Genomic DNA, 21,160 nt, shown 5'->3' on the forward strand with positions numbered 1-21,160 from the left:
GTGATGCGCTCGCGAAACGGCGGGCGCTTCACGAAGGCGTTGCGTCGCACGCGGGTCACGCATGCGATGAGGGAGGCGTCACGACCGATGCATCGTGGATGTCGCGATGCATCGGTCGTGCGCATCGGAAGCGCGCCGGCTGCCGCCAAAGCGGCGCCCTGCGCGCGAATCCGTCCGGCGGCGGCCACCGTTTGGCGGCTGCCGCCGATGCGGCTTACTGCGGCGTGATGTTCGACGCTTGCAGACCCTTCGGGCCGCGCTTCACTTCGAAGCTGACCTTCTGGCCTTCGGCCAGGGTCTTGAAGCCCGTGCCGCGAATTTCAGAGAAATGGGCGAACAGATCGTCGCCGCCGTTGTCAGGGGAGATGAAACCAAAGCCCTTGGTTTCGTTGAACCACTTGACGGTACCGGTATCCACAATTACTTCCTTAATACAATTGACGATTGAACATGCGCCCGCAACGGGCACAGAAAGAATCAAAGAGGGAGAGACCAACGACCGCCGCACGGAGTGCGGCCAATGATGAGCAATCGAACTTCTTGAACACTTCGGTCATGGACACTACGCGACAGTGGCCGTTCCGTCAAGCTATTTTGATGCGGCGCACAAGCAAGCCCGCCGCGTGCGCCTTATGCGGCGGGTGTTGCCGGCCGACGGAACATATTTCGATGCGCCCCCTTTTTCGGCCGGCCCGCCGGCTTTTACTGCGGCTCGAACACGTGATGCAGTGCCGGCGGCGCGTCGCCTTCGCGAATCCGCATCTCGAACGCCTTGCGCGCGACGCTCGTCGGCCGCACGTCCGCCACGTCCAGGTAGAACTGCGAATACCAGTCGCGCATCTGGTACAGCGGCCCGTCGCCTTCGCACAGCAGCGGGTTGTCGATCCGCGTCTTGCTGTGCCAGATGTCGACGTCCTCGTAGAACGCGCGCTGCGCTTCCTTCACGTACGCGTTCGCGATCTCCATGTTCTGCGCGTCGGTCAACCCGGCCACCTTCTTCACGATCACGCCGTAACGCAGCTCGAAGCTGTTCATGTCGATCGGCACGTGGCAGTTCAGCAGCACCGAGTGGATCGGCTGCCCGCCGCTCTGCCCCGTCATCTGCGTGATGTGCACGGCCGGCCCGAAATACGTCGACAGCGCGGTCAGGGCGTCGCCACCGAGCTTCTCGCTGCGGCCGACCATCAGTTGCGTCGCCTTGTGGTCCTCGAACAGGTTCGCGAAATAGTCGATCGGCGCGTGGTGCACGGTCGCGAAGTGCGCGACGTCCGAGATGTTGTCGACCAGCTCGCGGCAGTTGGCCTGGATCACCATCTTGTCGACGACCCAGTCCGACCATTCGTCGGAGAAGCACACGTCGAGGCGCGGAATCGCGACTTCCTCCGGCGGCGCATTGCCTTCCGGGTCGTTCCACACGAACAGCAGGTTGTTTTCCTCGCAGGTCGGCCATGCACCGATGCGCGCCTTCGGCGGGATCCGCTTGCAGTACGGGATCGATGCGCACTGCCCTTCGCCGCTCCACGCCCAGCCGTGGAACGGGCACACGAGGTTGTCGCCCTGCACCGTGCCGAGGCTCAGGTCGGCGCCCATGTGCGGGCAGTACGCGTCGACGACGTTGACCTTGCCGGTCGAATCGGCGAACGCGGCGAGCTTGCGGCCGAACGCGTTCAGCGTGTGCGGCTTGCCGTCCTTGAAGTCGCGGGCGAGCCCGAGGCAGTGCCAGCCGCGCGCATAGCGCTGCGCGAGCGGCTGGGCTTCGATCTTGTAAGGGCGTGCGGACATGTGGGTTGACTCCTCTTGTGGAGAGCGCGCGGCGGCCGGCCGCGCGCGGGGGAAATGGGGGGCGCCGGTCAGCGCATCGGGTTGCCGGGTTCGAGCGCGGGCGACGGCTTCAGCGGTGCCGGGGCCGCCGGCGACGGCTGCTGCCTGTGCAGCGCGCGGCGCTCGGCACGTTCGACGCCGAGCCAAGCCGCGAGCGCGGGCAGCACAAACACCGCGCCGAACAGGTTCACGAGGAACATGAACGCGAGCAGCACGCCCATGTCGACCTGGAACTTCAGCGCGGAGAACGCCCACGTGCCGACGCCGATGAACATCGTGACGGCCGTGAACAGTGCCGCCGTGCCGCGCTGGCGCATCGCGTCGGCGAATGCGTCCGGCAGTGTCGCGCCGTGGCGGATGTCGTGCTGCAGGCGCTCGTACAGGTAGATGCCGTAGTCGACGCCCACGCCCACGCCGAGCGTGATCACCGGCAGCGTCGCGACCTTCAGCCCGATGCCGAGCAGTGCCATCACCGCGTTGCACAGGATCGACACGAGCGTGAGCGGCACGATGATGCACAGCACCGCGCGCCACGAGCGGAACGTGACCGCGCAGAGCAGCGCGATCGCGCCGAAGATCGACATCAGCATCGCGATCTCGGCGTCGCCGACGGCCTCGTTGGTCGCGGCCATCACGCCGACGTTGCCGCCCGCGAGCCGGAACGCGACGTTCGGCGTCGGGTTCTCGGCCGCGAAGCGCTTGATCTCGTCGACGATGTGCGCGATGGTCGTGCCTTCGTGGTTCTTCGTGTAGATCAGCACCTGGATCGCCTTGCAGTTCGCGGTGTTCATCCCGTTGTCGGGGTCGAACGCGTTGGAACCCTGCGTGAGCCCGTCGCTGGAGCGCGGCAGCGCGGCCCAGCGCGGGTTGCCCTCGTTGAATGCGGCGATGAACACCTTGCCTTGCGACGACACGCTCGTCACCGACTGCACGCCGGCCACGCCGCGCATGTTCATCTCGAACTTCTCGATCGCGCTCATCACCGGGTAATGCAGGCACGCGTCGTCGAAGCCGGTCGTCTCGACGATCACCGACAGCACGTCCACACCGATGTTGTACTGGTGCGTGATCGCCGCGTTGTCGATGTTGTAGCGCGAGTTCGCACGCAGCTCGGGCGCGCCGGTGCCGATGTCGCCGATCTCCAGCTTGCGCGATTCGAGCGTGCCGTATGCGAGCAGCGCGAGCGCCACCGCGAACACGCCGAGCGCCGGCGCCGGCCGCGCGAACACCGCGAAGCGCGACCACATCGGGCTGCCGCCGGCCGCCGCCGTACGCTGCGCGCGCGCCAGCGTGCCGCGTTCGAGACGCGTGTACGACAGCAGGATCGGCAGGAACACCTTGTTCGTCACGATCATCAGCAGCACACCGAGGCACGCGGTGATGCCGAGTTCGCGCACGATGTCGATCCTGATCCGCATGATCACCATGAAGCCGAGCGCGTTGGTCAGCAGCGCGACCGTGCCCGGCACGAACAGCTTGCGGAACGCGTCGCGCGCGGCATCGACCGACGACGCGCCGCGCACCAGCGCCTGCTTCCATGCGTTGGTCATCTGCACCGCGTGCGACACGCCGATCGAGAAGATCAGGAACGGCACGAGGATCGACATCGGATCGATGCCGAGGCCGAGCAGCGGCAGCGCGCCGAGCAGCCACACGACCGGCAGCAGCGCGACAACGAGCGCCAGCACGGTGGTCTTCAATGACCGCGTGTAGGCGAACAGCAGCGCGGCCGTCACGAGGAACGCGAGCGCGAAGAACGCCATCACGCCCGCGATGCCGTTTTCGACGTCGCCCACCAGCTTCGCGAAGCCGATGATGTTCACGTCGATGCCCTGCTTCGCGTACTTCGCGCGGATCTCCTCGAGCTGGCGCGCGACCGCGCTGTAGTCGAGCCGCTTGCCGGTGGCCGGGTCGGTCTCGCGCAGCTCCGCGCGGATCAGCGCCGACTTCAGGTCGTTGCCGACGAGGCGGCCGATCTGCCCGGAACGCGCGACGTTGCGGCGCACCTTCGCGAGATCGTCCGGGTTCGCGCTCGAGAACTGGCCCGGCACGACCACGTCGCCGCGAAAACCGGCTTCGGTCACCTCGGTGTAGTGGACGTTCGGCGTGAACAGCGAGAACACGCGCGAGCGGTTCACGCCGGGGATGAAGAACACGTCGTCGGTCGCGTGGCGCAGCGCGTCCATGAACGTCTGGTTGTAGATGTCGCCGTCGCCCTTCCAGCGCAGGCTCACGAGGATCGTGTTCGCGCCGGGGAACGCACCCGCATAGCGTTCGAACACCTGCATGTACGGGTGCTGCATCGGGATCATCTTGTTGAAGCCCGGATCGAGCTTCAGGCGCGTCGCGGACAGCCCGAGCGCGAGCGTCACCGCGACGCACAGCAGCATCAGCAGCCGGCGCTGCCGGATGATCGTGTTGGCGCAGCGCTCGACGAACGCGGCGAGACGCGATGCGGAAACGGCTTCAGGGGGGCGTGACAGGTCGTTCATGGAATTCTCTTGTCGATGCGAAACGAACGGAAGCAGGCAGCAGGACCGCCGCGCGTCAGGACGGCGTTGACGCAAGCGAGCCGGCCAGCGGTGCGACGCCGGCCTCGCCGCCGAGCAGCAGCGCGCCGTGGCCCATGTCGAGCACCGCCGCAAGACTCTGCACGCCGCCGAGCTTGCGCACGTCGAAGGTCAGCCCGCCGTCGCGCGACGCGACGATCGCGCCGCCCTGGCCCACCAGCACGAGTTCGCCGTCGGCGAGCTGGGTCGCGCCGAAGTACGACACCGGCACGTGGCTGTCGACATGCGCCCAGGTCGCGCCGCGATCGGTGCTGCGCACCACGTTGCCGCGCATCCCGTACGCGACCCAGTCGCCGTTCGCGAGCATCAGCGCGCCGAACAGCGAACCCGCGTACGGCGACGGCAGCTTGTCCCACGTCGCGCCGTTGTCGGTCGAGCGCAGCAGCGTGCCGCTCTCGCCCGCGACCAGCAGGTTGCCGTGGCCGTCGCCGACGATCGCGTTCAGGTGACGGTCGCCGGCCGGCGTCTTCACGGTCTGCCAGTTGAGGCCAGCATCGTCCGAGCGCAGCAGCTGGCCGAAGCTGCCGGCCGCGAACAGCGGGCCGTCGGCCGTGCCCCACACGGACAGCAGCGGATCGGAATGCGCGTGGTCCATGTGCACTTCGCGCCAGTGCATGCCGGCGTCGTCGCTGCGCACGATCCGGCCGTCGTGGCCGACCGCGATCCCGAGCGTCGGCGTGATGAAGCGCACCTGCGTGAGTGTCGATGCCTGGTCGGGTGTGATCGATGCCGGCCGCCAGTGGGCGCCCGCGTCGTCGCTGAGCAGGATCACGCCGCGTTCGCCGACCGCGACGATGCGCGCGCCGGCCCGGGCGAGCCCGTTGATCTGCAGCCGGTCCGCGTGGATCGCGGTGACCGGGAACGCCGGCAGCGGGCGCGGCGAAAACGCGAACAGCGCGGCGCCGAGCACGAGCGCCGACATCGCGAGTCCGGGCAAAGTTCGTTTCATCGCTTGTCTCCTGTGTCTGCGTTCGACGACGGTTCGCGCCATCGCGCCCACCGCCGTCGCCAGCAAGTCTCCGGGCCGTCGGTCGTTGCCGCGGCCTCGAATGGTCCTGAATGGAGGGCCGCCCATACGGTGCGGCCCGTCCGCGTACCGCTACGCGCCGACTTCGAACAGCGCGGCGGCACCCATCCCGCCGCCGATGCACATCGTCACGACCGCGTGCCGCACGCCGCGCCGCGCGCCTTCGAGCAGCGCGTGCATCGTCATCCGCGTACCCGACATCCCGAACGGATGGCCGAGCGCGATCGCGCCGCCATCGACGTTCAGACGGTCGTCGGGAATGCCGAGCGTGTCGCGGCAGTACAGCGCCTGGCACGCGAATGCCTCGTTCAGCTCCCACAGCCCGATGTCGCCGACGGTCATCCCGAAGCGCGCCAACAGCTTCGGAATCGCGAACACCGGGCCGATGCCCATCTCGTCCGGCTCGCAGCCGGCCACCGCGAGGCCGCGGAACGCGCCGAGCGGCGTCAGCCCGCGGCGCACCGCCTCGCTGCGCGACATCACGACCACGGCCGCCGCGCCGTCCGATAGCTGCGACGCATTGCCGGCCGTCACGAACTCGCCCTGCTCGACGACCTTGCCGCCGCTCCACGACGGCTTCAGCCCCGCGAGCCGATCGGCCGTCGCGTCGGCGCGCACGCCTTCGTCGCGCGCCGCGTTCACATCCTCGTAACCGGCCGGGTTGCCTTCCTTGTCGAACAGTGCGCGCCGCACGTCGAGCGGTGCGATTTCCGCGTCGAAGCGGCCGGCCGCCTGGGCTTCAGCCGTGCGCTGGTGGCTCTGCAGTGCGAATTCATCCTGTGCGGCGCGCGAGATCCCGTAGCGGCGCGACACGATCTCGGCCGTTTCCATCATCGCCATGTACGCAGCCGGCTGGTGGTCGAGCACGGCCTGCGAACGCGCGCGATACGCGTTCTTGTGCTTGTTCTGCGTGAGCGAGATCGACTCGACGCCGCCCGCGACGACGATCCGCGCATCGCCCGCGCCGATACTGCGCGCGGCGCTCGCGATCGACATCAGGCCGGAAGAGCACATGCGGTCGATCGCCATGCCGGGCACCGACGCCGGCAGCCCGGCCGCCGCGGCCGACAGGCGGCCGATGTTGTAGCCCTGCGTGCCCTGCTGCGCGGCGCAGCCGATCAGCACGTCGTCGACGTCGGCCGGCGCGACGCCCGCGCGTTCGAGCGCGGTGCGCACGACGTGGCCGCCCAGCGCGGGCGCCTCGGTGTCGTTGAACATGCCGCGAAACGCCTTGCCGATCGGCGTGCGTGCGACGGAAACGATGACTGCGTCTTCCATGTGTCTGGCTCTCTGAATCTAGAAGTAGTAACGGCTGATCGTGTCGGCCACACAACCGGGCTTGGCTTCGCCTTCGATCTCGACGGTCACGCGAATCCATGCCTGCACGCCGCCTTCGAGCGGCTCGACGCGCAGCAACTCGCCGACGCCGCGCACGCGCGCGCCGACCTTCACCGGCGCGGGGAAACGGATCTTGTCGCAGCCGTAGTTGACGCCGAGCCGCGCGCCGTCGATCCGCACGATCTGCGGCAGGAAGTAATTCACGAGCGACAGCGTCAGGTAGCCGTGCGCAATGCACGCGCCGAACGGGCCGTCCTTCGCGCGCAGCGGGTCGACGTGCACCCACTGGTGGTCGCCCGTCGCATCGGCGAAACCGTCGATGCGGATCTGGTCGATCGCGAGCCACGCGCTCGCGCCGAGCGTGTCGCCGACGGCCGCCGCCAGTTCGCCGGGATGCGCGAACACGCGGGGTGTCGCGCGCACGGGATCGAGGGTCGTGCTCATCATGCGTGCTGGCTGCTGACCGACAGCACTTCGCCCGTCATGTACGACGCGTAATCGCTTGCAAGGAACACCATCACGTTCGCGACCTCCCAGACTTCGGCGGCGCGCCCGAAGGCTTCGCGCGACGCCAGTTGATTCAGCAAGTCGGCCGGGGCCGACTTCTTCAGAAAATCGTGCATCGCGATGCTCGGCGCGACCGCGTTGATGCGCACGCCGTACGGCGACGCCTCGAGCGCCGCGCAGCGCGTGAGCGCCATCACGCCCGCCTTCGCGGCCGCGTAGTGCGCCTGTTCCGCCTGCGCGCGCCAGCCGAGCACCGATGCGTTGTTGACGATCGCGCCGCGGCCTCGGGCCTGCATGTGCGGCAGCATCGCGCGCGTCATCCGGAACGTCCCGGTAAGGCTAATGTCGATCACGCGCGACCATTCGGCATCGTCCATATCGACGATGCGGGTCGAGCCGCCGAGCCCGGCGTTGTTGATCAGCACGTCGACGCCGTCGAGCTTGTCCTGGGCTTCGGCGACGAGCGCCTGCACGTCGGCCTCCACCGCGACGTTGCACAGGCGGCCGTAGACCTGTTGCAGCCCCGTTTCGGCGCGCAGCGTCTCGACGGCCTGTTCGAGGCGCTTTTCGTGGATGTCGGAGATGAACAGCGCGCGGCAGCCTTCTTCCGCGCAGCGGCGCGCGGCCGCGAAGCCGATGCCGGCGCCGGCGGCAGCCGTGATCAGCACCGATTTGCCGGCGAGCAGCTGGTGGCCCGGCACGTAGGCCGGCGCTTTCTGGATCTGGGGTTCGGTCATGCTGTTCCTCTTGCTTCCCTGGGCATGCCGAGCCCGCGCTCGGCCATGATGTTGAGCTGGATTTCGTTGGTGCCGGCGTAGATCGTGTCCGCACGGGAGAACAGGAATACGCGCTGCAGATGGGTGAGCTTTTCGTCGGCCGGATCGATCACGTTCGCGCGGGGCCCAAGCGCATCCATCGCGAGCTGGCCGAGATCGCGGTGCCAGTTCGACCAGAAATACTTGTAGATCAGCGCCTCGCGGCGCAGCGGCGCGGCGGCCCCGCCATCGGCGTCGTCCGCGCCGGACAGCATCCGCAGGGCGTTGTAGCGCATCACGCGCAGCCCGGCCCATGCGCGGCCGATCCGCTGGCGCAGCACTGGGTCGCGGTCCGCGCCCGATTCGCGCGCGGCGTCGATCACCCATTCGAGTTCGCGAACGAACTGCATCTGCTGGCCGAGCGTCGACATCCCGCGCTCGAAGCCGAGCAGCGTCATCGCGATCCGCCAGCCGTCGCCCGGTGCGCCGACGAGGTCGCGTGCTTCCGCGCGCGCGCCGTCGAAAAATACTTCGTTGAATTCGGCGCCGCCGTTGAGCTGCTTGATCGGCCGGATCTCGATACCCGGCTGGTCGAGCGGCATCAACAGGAACGACAGTCCCTTGTTACCCTTCGACGCCGGGTCGGTGCGTGCGATCACGAAGATCCAGTCGGAATCGTGTGCGAGCGACGTCCAGACCTTCTGGCCGACCACGCGCCACGTGCCGTCAGCATCCTGTTCGGCACGCGTGCGCACGTTGGCCAGGTCGGAACCCGCGCCCGGCTCCGAATAACCCTGGCACCAGAACTGCGTGCCGGCGAGGATGCCGGGCAGGAAACGCGCACGCTGGTCGTCGGTGCCGCATGCGACGAGCGTCGGCCCGAGCAACCCTTCGCCGATGTGACCCATCCGCCCGGGGCCGCCGGCGCGTGCATATTCCTCGTGGAAGATCACCTGCTCGGCGACCGAGAAGCCGCGCCCGCCGGCATCCGTCGGCCAGCCGAGCCCGGTCCAGCCGCCCTTCGCGAGTTCCTGCTCCCAAGCCTTGCGCAGTTCGGGCCACGCTTCCTCGTCGCCGGGGCCGCCGCGGTATTTCAGGCATGCGAATTCGCCGGTCAGGTGCGACCGCACCCAATCGGCCACTTCGTGCCGCAATTGCTGTTCGCGCGTTTCGCTGTTCATTGCAGGGCTCCTGCGCGTGCGGCCGATGGACGGGATGCCACCGCGGCGGGTGGTGCGAACGCTTCGTCGCGATGCGATGCGGCGCCGTCGATCGCATGGGACGCGACCCATTCGAGCAGTTGCGGCGTGCTGCCGAACTGCGCACCCGACGCCTGTGCGCGCTTGAAATAGAGATGCGGGTCGTATTCCCACGTAAAGCCGACACCGCCGTGCAGCTGGATCGCTTCCTGTGCGCAGAACGCATACGCGTCGTTCGCGGCGGATTTCGCGGTAGCGATGTCGGCGCGCAATGCGTCGCTCGGCACCACGCTGCCGGCTTCCGCATCCCACGCGTGCGCGGCGCCGAGCACAGCCGAACGCGCCGATTCGATCAGCACCATCATCTGTGCGCAGCGGTGCTTGACGGCCTGGAACGACGCAATCGCGCGGCCGAACTGCACGCGCTGGCTCGTGTAGTCGAGCGTCAGGTCGAGGCATTGCTGGGCGCCGCCGAGCTGTTCGGCGGCCAGCGCGAGTGCTGCGAACCAGGCGGTGCGTTCCAGCCCCCGTGCTGCCGCCGAGCCGCAGGCGAGCAGCGCGTCGCGGCTCATGCGGGCTTCGTTGAATTCCACGCGCGCGATCGGCCGCGTGGCGTCGAGCGTGTCGAGCGGCGTGACTTTGAGCCCCGATGCCGTTGAGACATCGATTGCGAACAAGCCGATCGACTGCCCTTCGTTCGCGATTCGCGCGGGCACCAGCAGCAGGTCGGCTCGCGCGCCGTCGATCACCTGCTCGATCGTGCCGGACAGCGCATAGCCGCCCGCCGTTTCTTCCGCGACGACCGGCAACGACCGTAAAACGATCGACAGGTCGAACGGCAGCGCGAGCGTCGCACTGCACGCGCCTTCGGCGATCTTTGCCAGCCAGCCTGCCGCCAGCGGCGTATCAGCGCAGCCCGCCAGCGCGGTCGCCGCGAGGCACGCCGTCGAAAAATACGGCACGCACGCGACGCGCCTGCCGAGCTGTTCCATCAGCACGGTCTGCTCGACCGCACCGAGCCCCAGCCCGCCGGCCGCCCCGGGCAATGCGAGCGCATTCCAGCCAAGTTCGCCTGCCAGCGTGGCCCACAGCGCATCGTCGCGGCCGGCCGACTGCTCGATCGCGCGGCGCACGTCGGCGGACGCGCTGCGTTCGGCGAGCACGTCGGCTGCCGCATCGCGGATCATCGCCTGTTCGTCGGTGAGCGCCAGATCCATCGCTCAGCTCCCGTACACGCGCTGCGCGGGACGCGCATCGGCGAGCAGCCGCGCGACCGCCGGGCCGACCTCAGCCGCCGCCCAGCGCGTGCCGCGATCGACGCTCGGGCCTGTACGCCAGCCTTCCGCAACCGCGATCATCCCGCCCGCGACCTCGAACACCTGGCCCGTCACGTCGGCCGACAGCGCGCTGCCGAGCCACACGACCAGCGGCGCGACATTGGCCGGATCGAAATAGTCGAAGCCGCCGTCCTCGGGCTTCTTCATCATGTCGGCGAACACGCCTTCGGTCATCGACGTGCGCGCAGCCGGTGCAAGCGCGTTCACGCGCACGCCGTAGCGCTGCAGCTCGGCCGCCTGCATCAGCGTGAGCGCGGCGATCCCGGCTTTCGCCGCACCGTAGTTCGACTGGCCGATCGAGCCTTGCAGCCCGGCGCCCGAACTCGTGTTGACGATCCGCGCGTCGACCGTGTGGCCGGCCTTCGCGGCGTCGCGCCACACACGCGCCAGCACGCTCGACAGGCAGAAGTGGCCGCGCAGGTGCACGCGCATCACGTCGTCCCAGTCGGTTTCGGTCATGCTCGTGAACATCTTGTCGCGGCAGATGCCCGCGTTGTTGACGAGCACGTGCACGTCGCCGAACGCTTCGCGTGCCGCGTCGACGATCCGCTGCGCCGTATCGACGCGCGTGATGTCGTCCGCATTCGCGAGTGCCCGGCCGCCGCGCTGCGTGATCTCGTCGCACACGGCTTGCGCGGCCTCGTGCCGGATGTCGTTGACGACGACCGCCGCGCCTTCGGCCGCGAACGCGAGCGCGTATTCGCGCCCGAGCCCGCCGCCCGCGCCGGTGATGATGACGGTGCGTCCGTTACAGATTCCCATGCTTGTGCCTCGTGGATCGTGAAGGTGACGCGCTCACAGGCGCTCGATGATCGTGACGTTCGCGAGGCCGCCGCCTTCGCACATCGTCTGCAGCCCGTAGCGGCCGCCCGTGCGCTCCAGCTCGTGCAGCAGCGTCGTCATCAGCCGCGCACCGGTCGCGCCGAGCGGATGGCCGAGCGCGATGCCGCCGCCGTTCGGGTTGGTCTTTTCGTGCGGGAAACGCGTGTCGGCAAGCCACGCCTGCGCGACCGATGCGAATGCCTCGTTCATCTCGACGACGTCGATCTGCGACCAGTCGAGGCCGCTCTTCTTCAACGCGGCCTTCGTCGCCGGGATCGGTGCGGTCAGCATCCACAGCGGATCGTCGCCGAGCACGCTCAGGTGATGGATGCGGGCGCGCGGCGTGAGGCCGTAGCGCTTCAACGCGTCCTCCGACACGATCAGCAGCGCCGCGGCCGCATCGCAGGTCTGGCTCGCGACGGCAGCCGTCAGCGAACCGCCCGGCGTCAGCGGTTCGAGTGTCGCCATCTTTTCGAGCGACGTGTCGGGGCGCGGCGTCTCGTCGTGCATCACGCCTTCGAGCGGCACGATTTCCCGCTTGAAGTGCCCGGCCTCGATCGCCGCAACCGCGCGGCGATGGCTTTCGAGCGCATAGCGCTCCATCGCGTCGCGTGACAGGTTCCAGTGATCGGCGATCCGCTGCGCGGCGACGAACTGCGACACCGGCGCATCGCCGAAGCGCGCGCGCCAGCCGTTGCTGCCCGAGAACGGGTCGTTGAAGCCGAGCGGCGCCGCACTGGTCATCGCGGACGAGATCGGGATCTGCGTCATCGTCTGCACGCCGCCTGCGACCACCACGTCCTGCACGCCGCTCATCACGGCTTGCGCGGCGAAATGGACGGCCTGCTGCGACGACCCGCACTGGCGGTCGACCGTCACGCCCGGCACCTGCAGCGGCAGCCCGGCCGCGAGCCAGCAGGTGCGCGCGATGTTGCCCGCGAGCGGGCCGATCGTGTCGACGCAGCCGAACACCACGTCGTCGTATTCGTCGGCGGGAATCGCGTTGCGCTCGACGAGCGACTTCAGCACGAAGGCGCCGAGGTCCGCCGCATGCACATGCGCGAGACCGCCCTTGCGGCGGCCGGTCGGCGTGCGCAGCGCGTCGACGATATAGGCTTGTTTCATCAGTTCAATTCCTCGAGGTCGAAGGTCTGCGCGGGGCCGATCGGCAACGCGTCGCCGAGGATCGCGTCGGCCACGCGGGCCTTGTGGAACGCGCTGTCGCCCCAGCTGCCGGAGAGCGCCCAGATGCGTTTCATGAAGATCTGCAGGTCGAGCTCCCACGTGTAGCCGATCGCGCCGTGCACCTGCATCGAGTGGCGCGCGGCAAGCTGCGCGGCCGACATCGCCGCGAGCTTCGCGTGCGACACGAACACCGCGCGCTGCGGGTGATCGTCGGCGATCGCCTGCGCGGCGCGTGCGACCACCGGCCGTGCGAACTCGTAGCGGATCGCGACATCGGCGAGCAGATGCTTGAGCGCCTGGTACGAACCGATCGCCTTGCCGAACTGCTTGCGTTGCGCGCTGTAGTCGATCGCGACGTCGAGCACGCGCTGCGTGAGCCCGAGCAGTTGCGCGGCGACCGCGAACGCGCCGTGGTCGAGCGCGCGGTTCAGCAGCGGCGCAGCCTCGTCGGCGCTCGCGATGCGCGTCGCCGCCGACGGCTCCCAGTCGAGCGTGAACAGCCGCCGCGACGGGTCGACGCTGTCGACCGCGCGCCATGCGCACTGGGCCGGATCGACGCGGTGCAGCTCGCCGCGGTGCTCGCACAGCAGCGTCTGCGCGACGTGCACGTCGGCCGCATACGGGTTCACCGGATGCACGAGCGCGACGCGTGCACGCCCTTCGGCGATGTCGCGCAGCAGCGCGTCGCGCCAGTCGCTCGCCGGCAGCCGCGCCAGCACGCCGGCCGACACGAGCGCCGTGTCGAGCAGCGGCTCGGGGCTGCCGAAATAGCCGTAGATCTGCGCGAGCAGCGCCCATTCCGCTTCGGTCAGGCCGAGGCCGCCGTGCGCCTCGGGCACCGACACGGCGGTCAGCCCCTGCGACGCGAACAGCGCCCACAGGTCGTCCGAGCGCCCGGTCGGCGTGGCCCAGAGCTCGCGGATCAGCTCGGGCGTCATCTCGGTCATCAGCAGGCGCTTCACGCTGTCCGCGAGCGCTTCCTGGTCTTCATCGAATACGAAATCCATACGATGTCCGTTCTGTAAGGGTGGCGCCGGCGCGCTTACGCGCGCGGCATGCCGAGCATCCGTTCGGCGACGATGTTGCGCTGGATCTCGTTGGTGCCCGCGTAGATCGTGCCGGCCTGCGCGAACAGGAAACCGTCGAGCCAGTGGCCGAGCGTCGCGTGCTGCGCGGCCGTCTGCGGGACGACCTCGCCGTGCGCGCCGAGGATGTCGAGCGCGGTCTGGTGCATGCGCAGGTCGAGCTCCGACCAGAACACCTTGTTGGTGCTCGACTCCGCGCCGATATGGCCGCCCTTCAGCAGCCGGCTCGCGGTCGCGTAGGTCGACAGTGCATACGCCTGCGCATCCATCCACGCCTGCACCACGCGTTCGCGCAGCGTCGGATCGCGGTCGGCGCTGTCGCGGTGAGCGAGGTACAGGTCGCGCAACGCCTGCGCGGTGCGCTGGAACCGTGCCGGCGAACGCAGCATCAGCCCGCGCTCGAACCCGGCCGTCGCCATCGCGACCTGCCAGCCCGCGCCTTCGGCCGCAAGCCGGTTCTCGACCGGCACGCGCACGTCGTCGAAGAAGATTTCCGCGAAGCCCGTCTGCCCGTTCAGCTGGCGGATCGGCCGCACCGTGATGCCCGGCGCGGACAGCGGCACCATCAGGAACGTGAGCCCGTGGTGGCGCGACGATTCGGGATCGCTACGGAACAGGCCGAACAGCCAGTCGGCCCACACCGCGCGCGTCGACCAGATCTTCTGGCCGTTCAGCACGTATTCGTCACCGATGCGGGTGGCCGTCGTGCGGATCGCGGCCATGTCCGAGCCTGCGTTCGGCTCCGACCAGCCCTGCGCCCACACGTGCTCGCCGGCCGCCATCGCCGGCAGGAAGCGCGCCTTCTGCTCCGGCGTGCCGAAATCCATCAGCGTCGGGCCGAGCAGGAAGATGCCGTTCTGGTTCACGCGCATCGGCGCGTCGGCGCGCCAGTACTCTTCCTCGAAGATCAGCCACTCGATCAGGTCGCAGCCGCGGCCGCCGAGTTCGCGCGGCCACGTGACCATGCTCCAGCGGCCCGAGTGCAGCGTGCGCTCCCATTCACGGTGCGCGGCGAAGCCTTCCTCGGTGTCGAAGCTCGGCAGCCGCTCGCGCGGCACGTGCGCGGCGAGCCATTCGCGGATCTCCGCGCGGAACGCCTGTTGCTTCGGCGTATAGATCAGGTTCATGCGCGTGCCTCCTCGGCGGTTGCCTGCGCGTCGAAACGCGCGTCGCGCTTCTCGACGAACGCGGCGCGCGCCTCCGTCGAGTCGTTCGTCATGTACGCCTGCAGCGTGAAACCCTGCTCCCAGCGGTACTTGTCCTCGAGATCGCCGTCCTCGACACCGTTCAGCGCCTCCTTCGCGAGCCGCACCATCGCCGGGCTCTTCTCGGCGATCTTGCGGGCGATCGCGAGGGCCGCGTCGCGCAGCGTGTCGCGCGTCACGACCTGCTCGACCGCGCCGAGGCGGTACGCTTCGGCCGCGTCGATCATGTCGCCGGTGAAGTACATCGCGCGCACCTTCTGCACGCCGAACAGACGCCGCAGATGCGCGCCGCCGCCCATCGCGCCGCGGTCGATCTCGGGCACGCCGAAGCGCGCGCAGTCGGCCGCGACGACGATGTCCGCCGCTCCGCAGATGCCGATCCCGCCGCCGAGCACGAAGCCGTGCACGGCCGCGATCACCGGCTTCGGGTTGCGGTGCACCGCGCGAAACGTCTCGTAGTTGCCTGCATTGACCGCCACGATCCGCTCCGGATGCGCGGCCAGTTCCTTGATGTCGACGCCCGCGCAGAAGCCGCGCCCTTCGCCGCGCACGACGATCACGCGCACGTCGTCGTCCTCGCCGAGCGCGTCGAGCGCGCGCGATAGCGCGTGCCAGCCCTGCGCGTCGAGCGCATTCACGGGCGGATGGGCGATCACCAGTTCGGCGATGCCATCGGCGCGATCGATCCGGAACGGCGTCGAGCCGGCCGGTTGGTTGGATGCTGTCATCTCGTCTGCCTCCCTGTGATTGTGTTCACGCGGCCTGTGCGGCCGGCGTGCCGCGCAGCGCCGCCAGCGCGTCGAGCCGCTCGCCGGCTTCCGCGACGATCCGCGCGATCAATGCGTCGCACGATTCGATCGCGCCGATCATCGCGGCCGCCTGGCCGCTCGGCAGCACGCCTTCATCCGGGCGGCCCTCGACGATCGCGCGCTGGATCAGGAACGGCGCGTTCGCCGCCATCAGCGTCTGGCTCGCGGTGTAGTCGTGCGAGCGAAGCGCCTTGATCGCGAGGCCGAGCATGTCGCTGGTGCTCAGGCCGTTCTGGCGGCGCCACGCTTCGGCGGTCTTCAGCGCGAACCATGTGCGGCGCAGCGGGCCGAAGCGTTCGAGCTTCAGCAGATACGGGTTGTCGATCATCCGTTGCGGCAGCCCGTCGAGTGCGTCCGATACGCGAATGCGGGCCGGATCGCCGACCGCGACGTAACGCTCGAGCGTCTCGCGCGGCACCGGCGATTCGGCGCTCATCAGGAAGCGCGTGCCCATCGCGATGCCGGCCGCGCCGTACGCGAGCGCGGCAGCCAGCCCGCGCCCGTCGAAGAAGCCGCCGGCCGCGACCACCGGCACCCGCACCGCGTCGAGCACCTTCGGCAGCAGCAGCGTGGTCGGCACCGAGCCGGTGTGGCCGCCGCCTTCCGCGCCCTGCACCGTCACGATGTCCGCGCCGAGTTCGACGGCCTTCGCCGCATGCTTCGGCGCGCCGACGGTCGGCATGCAGACGATGCCAGCATCCTTGAAGCGTCGGATCGTCTTCGCATCGGGCCCGCGGCCATAGCTCACCGCGCGCAGCCTGTGCTTGATCGCCAGCTCGACGACCTGCTGCGCGTTCTTCTGGAACATGTGGAAGTTGATGCCGAACGGCTGGTCGGTCAGCGACTTCACTTTCAGGATCTCGGCCTCGACCTGCTCGGGTTCGAGCGTCGCGCCGGCCAGGAAGCCGAAGCCGCCGGCGTTGCTGGTGGCCGCGACGAGCCGCGCATCGGCCACCCAGCCCATCGCGGTCTGCACGATCGGGTAGCGACAGCCGAGCAGGTCGCACAAGGGCGTATGCAGCGTCGTGCTCATGCGGCGGCTCCGTTGACGGCGACCGGTGCCTGCGTCTGCGCGTCGCTACGGTCCGCTCCGTTCGGCTGGCGCTGCGAGCTGGCCATGCTGCGCGCGTCGTAGCCGCCGAGGCGGTCGCCGCTCACCAGCTCGTTGTGCGCATGCGCGAAGTGATGCCATGCGAACGCCGCATCCATCGCCGCGCGCTTGCCCTGCAGCTCCTCGACGTGGTTCAGCGCCTGTTTCGTCAGCGTGAGCCCGAGGCGCGGCATCGTCGCGATCTTCGCGGCGATCGCGTAGGTCGCGTCGTGCAGCCGCTCGCGCGGCACCACGCGGTTGACCATCCCCATCTGGTACGCGCGCTCGGCCGGCATCCGCTCGCCGAGGAACAGGAATTCCTTCGCGATGCGCGGGTTCAGCTCGTACGCATGCGCGAAATACTCGACGCCCGGAATCCCCATCCGCACGACCGGATCGGCGAAGAATGCATCCTCCGACGCGACGATCAGGTCGCACACCCATGCGAGCATCAGCCCGCCGGCGATGCACGCGCCCTGCACCATCGCGATCGTCGGCTTCGGCAGGTCACGCCAGCGCCGGCACATTCCGAGGTACACCTCCTGCTCGCGTGCATAGAGGAATTCGCCGCCTTCCTTGTCGACGTGGTCGTACCACAGCGATGCGCGATCGAACGACTCGTGGATATCGCGGCCCGGCGTGCCGATGTCGTGGCCCGCCGAGAAATGCTTGCCGGCGCCCGCGAGCACGATCGCCTTCACCGCGTCGTCGTGCGCCGCGCGCCGGAACGCCGCGTCGAGCGCATACGTCATCTTCGAGTTCTGCGCGTTGTGATACTCGGGGCGGTTCATCGTGATCGTCGCGATGCCGCCTTCGACCGCGTAGTCGACGACACCGTCGCCGAAGGTCACCTGGGTCGCTTCCATGTCGGACCTCATCCCCGGCGCGGCGCCGGATTGTTGCGCACGATCGTCGCGCGCAGGTTGTGCGGATCGAGCGCGCGCACGACGCGCAGGTCTTCCGCGTTCGGCGGGGCCGTCGTGCCGAGGTCGGGCGCAGCGATCAGCGGGAAACCCGTCGCGTCCTGTACCTCGTCGAAGCTCACGCCCGGATGCAGCGAACGCACGCGGATCGCGTGGTCCGGGCCGCCGAAATCCATCACGCACAGATCGGTGACGATGCTTCGCAGGTCGACGAAGGTCTTCATCCCGGGCAGCCGGCGCGCCGGGTTGTAGCCGACCGTGCACACCATGTCGACTTCGCGTTCGACGAACGTGCGCTTGCCGTGGCCGCTGACGAAGAACGAATTCGCGTGGTTCGTCGTGTTGCCGGGGAAGCCGCGCGCGCCGAGCAATTGCGTTTTCGGGCGCGCGTAGTCGTCGCCGAGCCACGAGATGTTGGCCTGGCCGAAACGGTCGATCTGTGTCGGCATCACAAGCGCATGACGGCGGCCGTGCCACAGGCAGTCGAACACGCGCTCGTAGGTCATCCAGCCGCTCGCCTTCACGCGATAGCCGTCGGGGCGCGGGCCGAGCGGCACCGGCTCCTCGACGAGATACGCTTCGCCGTCGGTCAGCATCAGCCCGTTGTTGTACGCGAGCCGCGCGAGGCCGGCCGCGAGCCGCGGGCCCGTGCCGATGCCGGTCGCCAGCACTTCGCCGTCGTCGCGCCAGAGTCGCGCGGACGCGACGATCATCAGTTCCGCGAGGGAATGGTCGAGAGATTCGCTCACAGGCGCTCCTTTACAGAATCGGCAACGGCAGCGTCGTCACGTGCGACAGCCCGCCGACGCCTTCGAGGTACTGGCGTTCGTCCTGGCCCACCACGTCGCGCAGGTACGCCGTCGTTTTCGCGTCGTCTTCCGCGCTGGCGCAATACGCGCGCAGGTGCGGCAGGTCCCAGCCGTAGGCCGGCCCGCACGACGTCGGGTGCGCGCCGCCCGGCGCATGCACGACGCCGGTGACGAGCGAACGCTCGAACGGGTTGCGTTTGGCGGCGTCGAGGTCTTCGCTCGCGAGCGATGCGTCGACCGTTTCCGCCGACACGTAGCAACGCTGCGCGGCACGCGCCATCCACGCGTCGAAGAACGGATCGGGGCCGTCGATGCGCGTGTTGCCCATCCGGTCGGCCGCGTTCACGTGCAGCAGCGCGACGTCGAGTTCGATCGCGGGCATCGCGAGCAGCGTCTCGCCGTCGTCGTACGGCGATTGCACCGTGCGCAGTTGCGGCGCGTGATCGAGCAGCGCGGTGCCGAGCCCGGCACGGGTCGGCAGGAACGGCAGGCGCGCGGCGGCCGCGCGCAGGCCGAGCTGCAGCATCCCTTCGTCGAGTTCGAGCACGTCGACGCGGCCCTGCTCACGGGCCCGGCGGAAATGCGGTTCGAGCGGAATCACGTCGAGCGACACGAAGCCGAACACCACCTTGCGCACCTTTCCGGCCGCACACAGCAGGCCGACATCGGCGCCGCCGTACGCGACGATCGTCAGGTCCTTCAGGTTCGAGCGCGCGATCTCGCGCACCAGCGCCATCGGCTTGCGCCGCGGCCCCCATCCGCCGATGCCGATCGTCATGCCGTCGGCGAGTTGCGCGACCACGTCGCGCGCGGACATCGTCTTGTCGAGAGGTTTCATCGTCATCGTGCTGGCTTACCGGTATCCGATGCTGAAATCGTGGCCCCACTGGCTCACCTTCGTGGCCTCGAACACCGCGTGCTTCGACCAGTCGACCGTGAGGCCGCCGAAGCCGTATTCGAGATCGAAGCCGCCGGGGGTCTTCATGTAGAAAGAGATCATCTGGTCGTTGCAGTGACGGCCGAGCGTCGCGGACATCTTCACGTCGTGCGCAGCCACGCGGTCGAGCGCGCGGCCCACTTCGTCCATCGAGTCGACCTCGGCCATCACGTGCACGCAGCCCGACGGCACGGCCATCTCGAACAGCGCGAGGCTGTGATGACGCGCGTTGCGGCAGTGCATGAAGTGGATGCGCTTCTCGGGTTCCGCCGGATCGGGCGTGAACTTCACGCGATAGATGTCGGACAGCTCGAAGCCGAGCACGCCGCGCACGAATGCGTCGGTCGCGTCGAACTGCGGCGCGGGCAGCACCGCGTGGCCGACGCCCATGTCGCCGGTGACGAAGTGCGAGACGCCCAGCGGCGACACGAAGCGGCGGAAGTCGCAGCGCGCGCCCCAGTACAACTCGTGGCGGTTGCCGGACGGGTCGGTGCACCACGCCATCGCCTGCACGCGGCGCAGCGCGGCTTCGTCGCGGGTCGCGCGCACCGGCTCGACGCCCGCACGCTGCAGTGCCGCAAGCGCGGCATCGAACGCGGCGCCGTCGGGCAGTTCCCAGCCCGACGCGAAATAGCGGTCGGTCGAGCCGGGAACGATCACGTAGCGGAAATCGCGCTCGTCCATCTTCAGGTACAGCGCGCCGTCGGGCGCATCGAGCGCCTGCATGCCCAGCACGTCTTCCGCGTAGCGGCGCCACGCATCGACGCGCGTCGCCTCGACGACGACATAGCCAAGCGCACGGACATCGATCATGTCGGCCTCCTCCTGGTTCAGAATCCGTTGTTCGTGAAAGGATTCTGGCCGGTCGGGGGTAGCGTTACATCGTCTGTTGGGACGAGAGGCGGCGGGGAATTGGCGCGGCGTGGGAAAGCGTGGAAGCCCGGCGGGACGGGCTACGGGTGCGGATGGAGTCGGGGAGCAGGTGCGAGTTGCCGCAGCGCGGCAACCGGGATCAGTCGAAGGGGTTCAGCAACCTGACGCCGGTGCGGGCGAAATCCGCGACATTGCGCGTCACCACGGTGAGATCGTTGATCAGCGCGGTGGCCGCGATCAGCTTGTCGAGTTCGTGCGTTGGATCGGGCACGCGCAAATGCCCCCACATCTGGCTGATCTCGATGTCGACCGGCAGGATGTTCGGCGCATAGCCGGACAGGATCGTCGCCATCCAGGCCTCGAGCGCCGACGCCTGCGGGAGATCGCCGCGATGACGGATCAGATCGACGCCGCGGCGAAGTTCAGCAACCGTTACGACGGACAGGTAAAGCGGGCTTGCGTCCGCCGCGGCCTGCCTGAAGAACGCCCGCACGCCACGGTTGGTTCGCTTGCCCTTCCTGATTTCGCTGATGACGTTCGTATCAATCAAATACACGCCTGGCCTCGCCGGAATCCTGAACACGTTGAAAATCCGCGTCGTCGCCAACATCGGGCATGCTCATCAGCACTTGCGCAAATGTCTTTCGCTTCGGCCGGCCAAGCGCATCGGCCAGAATGGCCCGATGTTCGGCCTCGGCACTCCTGCCATTTGCCGCAGCCTGCTCGCGCAGGCTCTGAACGATACCGTCATCCACGTTACGCACCAGTAGATTTGCCATGATTCCCTCCATCCAGGTTTGATATCAATGATAGCGACACGACTGCGAATTGCAATCATTGCTATCACCGACATTGACGGAAGGAGGAC

Annotated in this window: 21 protein-coding genes; all 21 read right to left on the reverse strand. The window is 68.6% G+C overall.

What is annotated here, in order from left to right:
- Positions 1–214: 214 nt before the first annotated feature.
- On the reverse strand, positions 215–418 hold the full coding sequence (locus G3O06_RS15225) for a cold-shock protein (RefSeq protein WP_006483056.1): 204 nt from the start codon (positions 416–418) through the stop codon (positions 215–217).
- A gap of 284 nt (positions 419–702) precedes the next feature.
- Positions 703–1,782: a Rieske 2Fe-2S domain-containing protein gene (locus G3O06_RS15230; protein WP_175000089.1), complete on the reverse strand. Its 1,080-nt coding sequence runs from the start codon at positions 1,780–1,782 to the stop codon at positions 703–705.
- Positions 1,783–1,850: 68 nt separating this feature from the next.
- On the reverse strand, positions 1,851–4,313 hold the full coding sequence (locus G3O06_RS15235; RefSeq protein WP_174915511.1) for an MMPL family transporter: 2,463 nt from the start codon (positions 4,311–4,313) through the stop codon (positions 1,851–1,853).
- A gap of 55 nt (positions 4,314–4,368) precedes the next feature.
- A complete protein-coding gene (locus G3O06_RS15240) occupies positions 4,369–5,340 on the reverse strand; it encodes a YCF48-related protein (protein WP_205816597.1) in 972 nt (323 codons plus the stop codon).
- A gap of 150 nt (positions 5,341–5,490) precedes the next feature.
- Positions 5,491–6,696 (reverse strand): acetyl-CoA C-acyltransferase, encoded by a 1,206-nt coding sequence (locus G3O06_RS15245; RefSeq protein ID WP_205816598.1) that lies wholly within the window; start codon positions 6,694–6,696, stop codon positions 5,491–5,493.
- An 18-nt stretch (positions 6,697–6,714) separates the two neighbouring features.
- On the reverse strand, positions 6,715–7,200 hold the full coding sequence (locus G3O06_RS15250) for a MaoC family dehydratase (RefSeq protein WP_174915594.1): 486 nt from the start codon (positions 7,198–7,200) through the stop codon (positions 6,715–6,717).
- A complete protein-coding gene (locus G3O06_RS15255) occupies positions 7,200–8,000 on the reverse strand; it encodes an SDR family oxidoreductase (protein WP_089447760.1) in 801 nt (266 codons plus the stop codon). The genes G3O06_RS15250 and G3O06_RS15255 overlap by 1 nt, the downstream gene beginning before the upstream one ends.
- Positions 7,997–9,199 (reverse strand): acyl-CoA dehydrogenase family protein, encoded by a 1,203-nt coding sequence (locus G3O06_RS15260; RefSeq protein ID WP_174970030.1) that lies wholly within the window; start codon positions 9,197–9,199, stop codon positions 7,997–7,999. Before G3O06_RS15260 ends, G3O06_RS15255 begins: the two co-directional genes overlap by 4 nt.
- Positions 9,196–10,434 carry an acyl-CoA dehydrogenase family protein gene (locus tag G3O06_RS15265; protein WP_205816599.1) on the reverse strand — a complete coding sequence of 413 codons (1,239 nt, stop codon included), beginning with the start codon at positions 10,432–10,434 and terminating at the stop codon, positions 9,196–9,198. Before G3O06_RS15265 ends, G3O06_RS15260 begins: the two co-directional genes overlap by 4 nt.
- A gap of 3 nt (positions 10,435–10,437) precedes the next feature.
- Positions 10,438–11,316 carry an SDR family oxidoreductase gene (locus G3O06_RS15270; RefSeq protein ID WP_205816600.1) on the reverse strand — a complete coding sequence of 293 codons (879 nt, stop codon included), beginning with the start codon at positions 11,314–11,316 and terminating at the stop codon, positions 10,438–10,440.
- Between the two features lie 33 nt (positions 11,317–11,349).
- A complete protein-coding gene (locus G3O06_RS15275) occupies positions 11,350–12,501 on the reverse strand; it encodes an acetyl-CoA C-acetyltransferase (RefSeq protein WP_205816601.1) in 1,152 nt (383 codons plus the stop codon).
- Positions 12,501–13,568, reverse strand: coding sequence for an acyl-CoA dehydrogenase family protein (locus G3O06_RS15280; RefSeq protein WP_205816602.1), 1,068 nt, complete (start codon positions 13,566–13,568; stop codon positions 12,501–12,503). The genes G3O06_RS15275 and G3O06_RS15280 overlap by 1 nt, the downstream gene beginning before the upstream one ends.
- Before the next feature lie 35 nt (positions 13,569–13,603).
- Positions 13,604–14,773, reverse strand: coding sequence for an acyl-CoA dehydrogenase family protein (locus G3O06_RS15285; protein WP_174970025.1), 1,170 nt, complete (start codon positions 14,771–14,773; stop codon positions 13,604–13,606).
- Positions 14,770–15,579 (reverse strand): enoyl-CoA hydratase family protein, encoded by an 810-nt coding sequence (locus tag G3O06_RS15290; RefSeq protein ID WP_205816603.1) that lies wholly within the window; start codon positions 15,577–15,579, stop codon positions 14,770–14,772. Before G3O06_RS15290 ends, G3O06_RS15285 begins: the two co-directional genes overlap by 4 nt.
- Before the next feature lie 25 nt (positions 15,580–15,604).
- Positions 15,605–16,693, reverse strand: a complete 1,089-nt coding sequence (locus tag G3O06_RS15295; protein ID WP_205816604.1) for a nitronate monooxygenase — start codon at positions 16,691–16,693, stop codon at positions 15,605–15,607.
- Positions 16,690–17,616 (reverse strand): enoyl-CoA hydratase, encoded by a 927-nt coding sequence (locus G3O06_RS15300; RefSeq protein ID WP_174982479.1) that lies wholly within the window; start codon positions 17,614–17,616, stop codon positions 16,690–16,692. Before G3O06_RS15300 ends, G3O06_RS15295 begins: the two co-directional genes overlap by 4 nt.
- Positions 17,617–17,624: 8 nt before the next feature.
- The gene (locus G3O06_RS15305) at positions 17,625–18,422 is read right to left on the reverse strand and encodes a ketoacid CoA transferase (RefSeq protein ID WP_205816605.1); all 798 of its coding nucleotides are present in this window, start codon (positions 18,420–18,422) and stop codon (positions 17,625–17,627) included.
- 10 nt (positions 18,423–18,432) lie between these two features.
- Positions 18,433–19,326: a CoA transferase subunit A gene (locus tag G3O06_RS15310; protein ID WP_205816606.1), complete on the reverse strand. Its 894-nt coding sequence runs from the start codon at positions 19,324–19,326 to the stop codon at positions 18,433–18,435.
- A 9-nt stretch (positions 19,327–19,335) separates the two neighbouring features.
- The gene (locus G3O06_RS15315; protein ID WP_205816607.1) at positions 19,336–20,232 is read right to left on the reverse strand and encodes a VOC family protein; all 897 of its coding nucleotides are present in this window, start codon (positions 20,230–20,232) and stop codon (positions 19,336–19,338) included.
- A 199-nt stretch (positions 20,233–20,431) separates the two neighbouring features.
- Entirely contained in the window at positions 20,432–20,848 is a 417-nt protein-coding gene (locus G3O06_RS15320) for a type II toxin-antitoxin system VapC family toxin (protein WP_254599256.1), read from the reverse strand.
- The gene (locus tag G3O06_RS15325) at positions 20,835–21,071 is read right to left on the reverse strand and encodes a DNA-binding protein (RefSeq protein WP_205816608.1); all 237 of its coding nucleotides are present in this window, start codon (positions 21,069–21,071) and stop codon (positions 20,835–20,837) included. The genes G3O06_RS15320 and G3O06_RS15325 overlap by 14 nt, the downstream gene beginning before the upstream one ends.
- Positions 21,072–21,160 lie beyond the last annotated feature (89 nt).

It is taken from the genome of Burkholderia sp. Ac-20345 (assembly GCF_017104825.1).
In the GTDB taxonomy this organism is placed as follows: Bacteria; Pseudomonadota; Gammaproteobacteria; order Burkholderiales; family Burkholderiaceae; genus Burkholderia; species Burkholderia lata_B.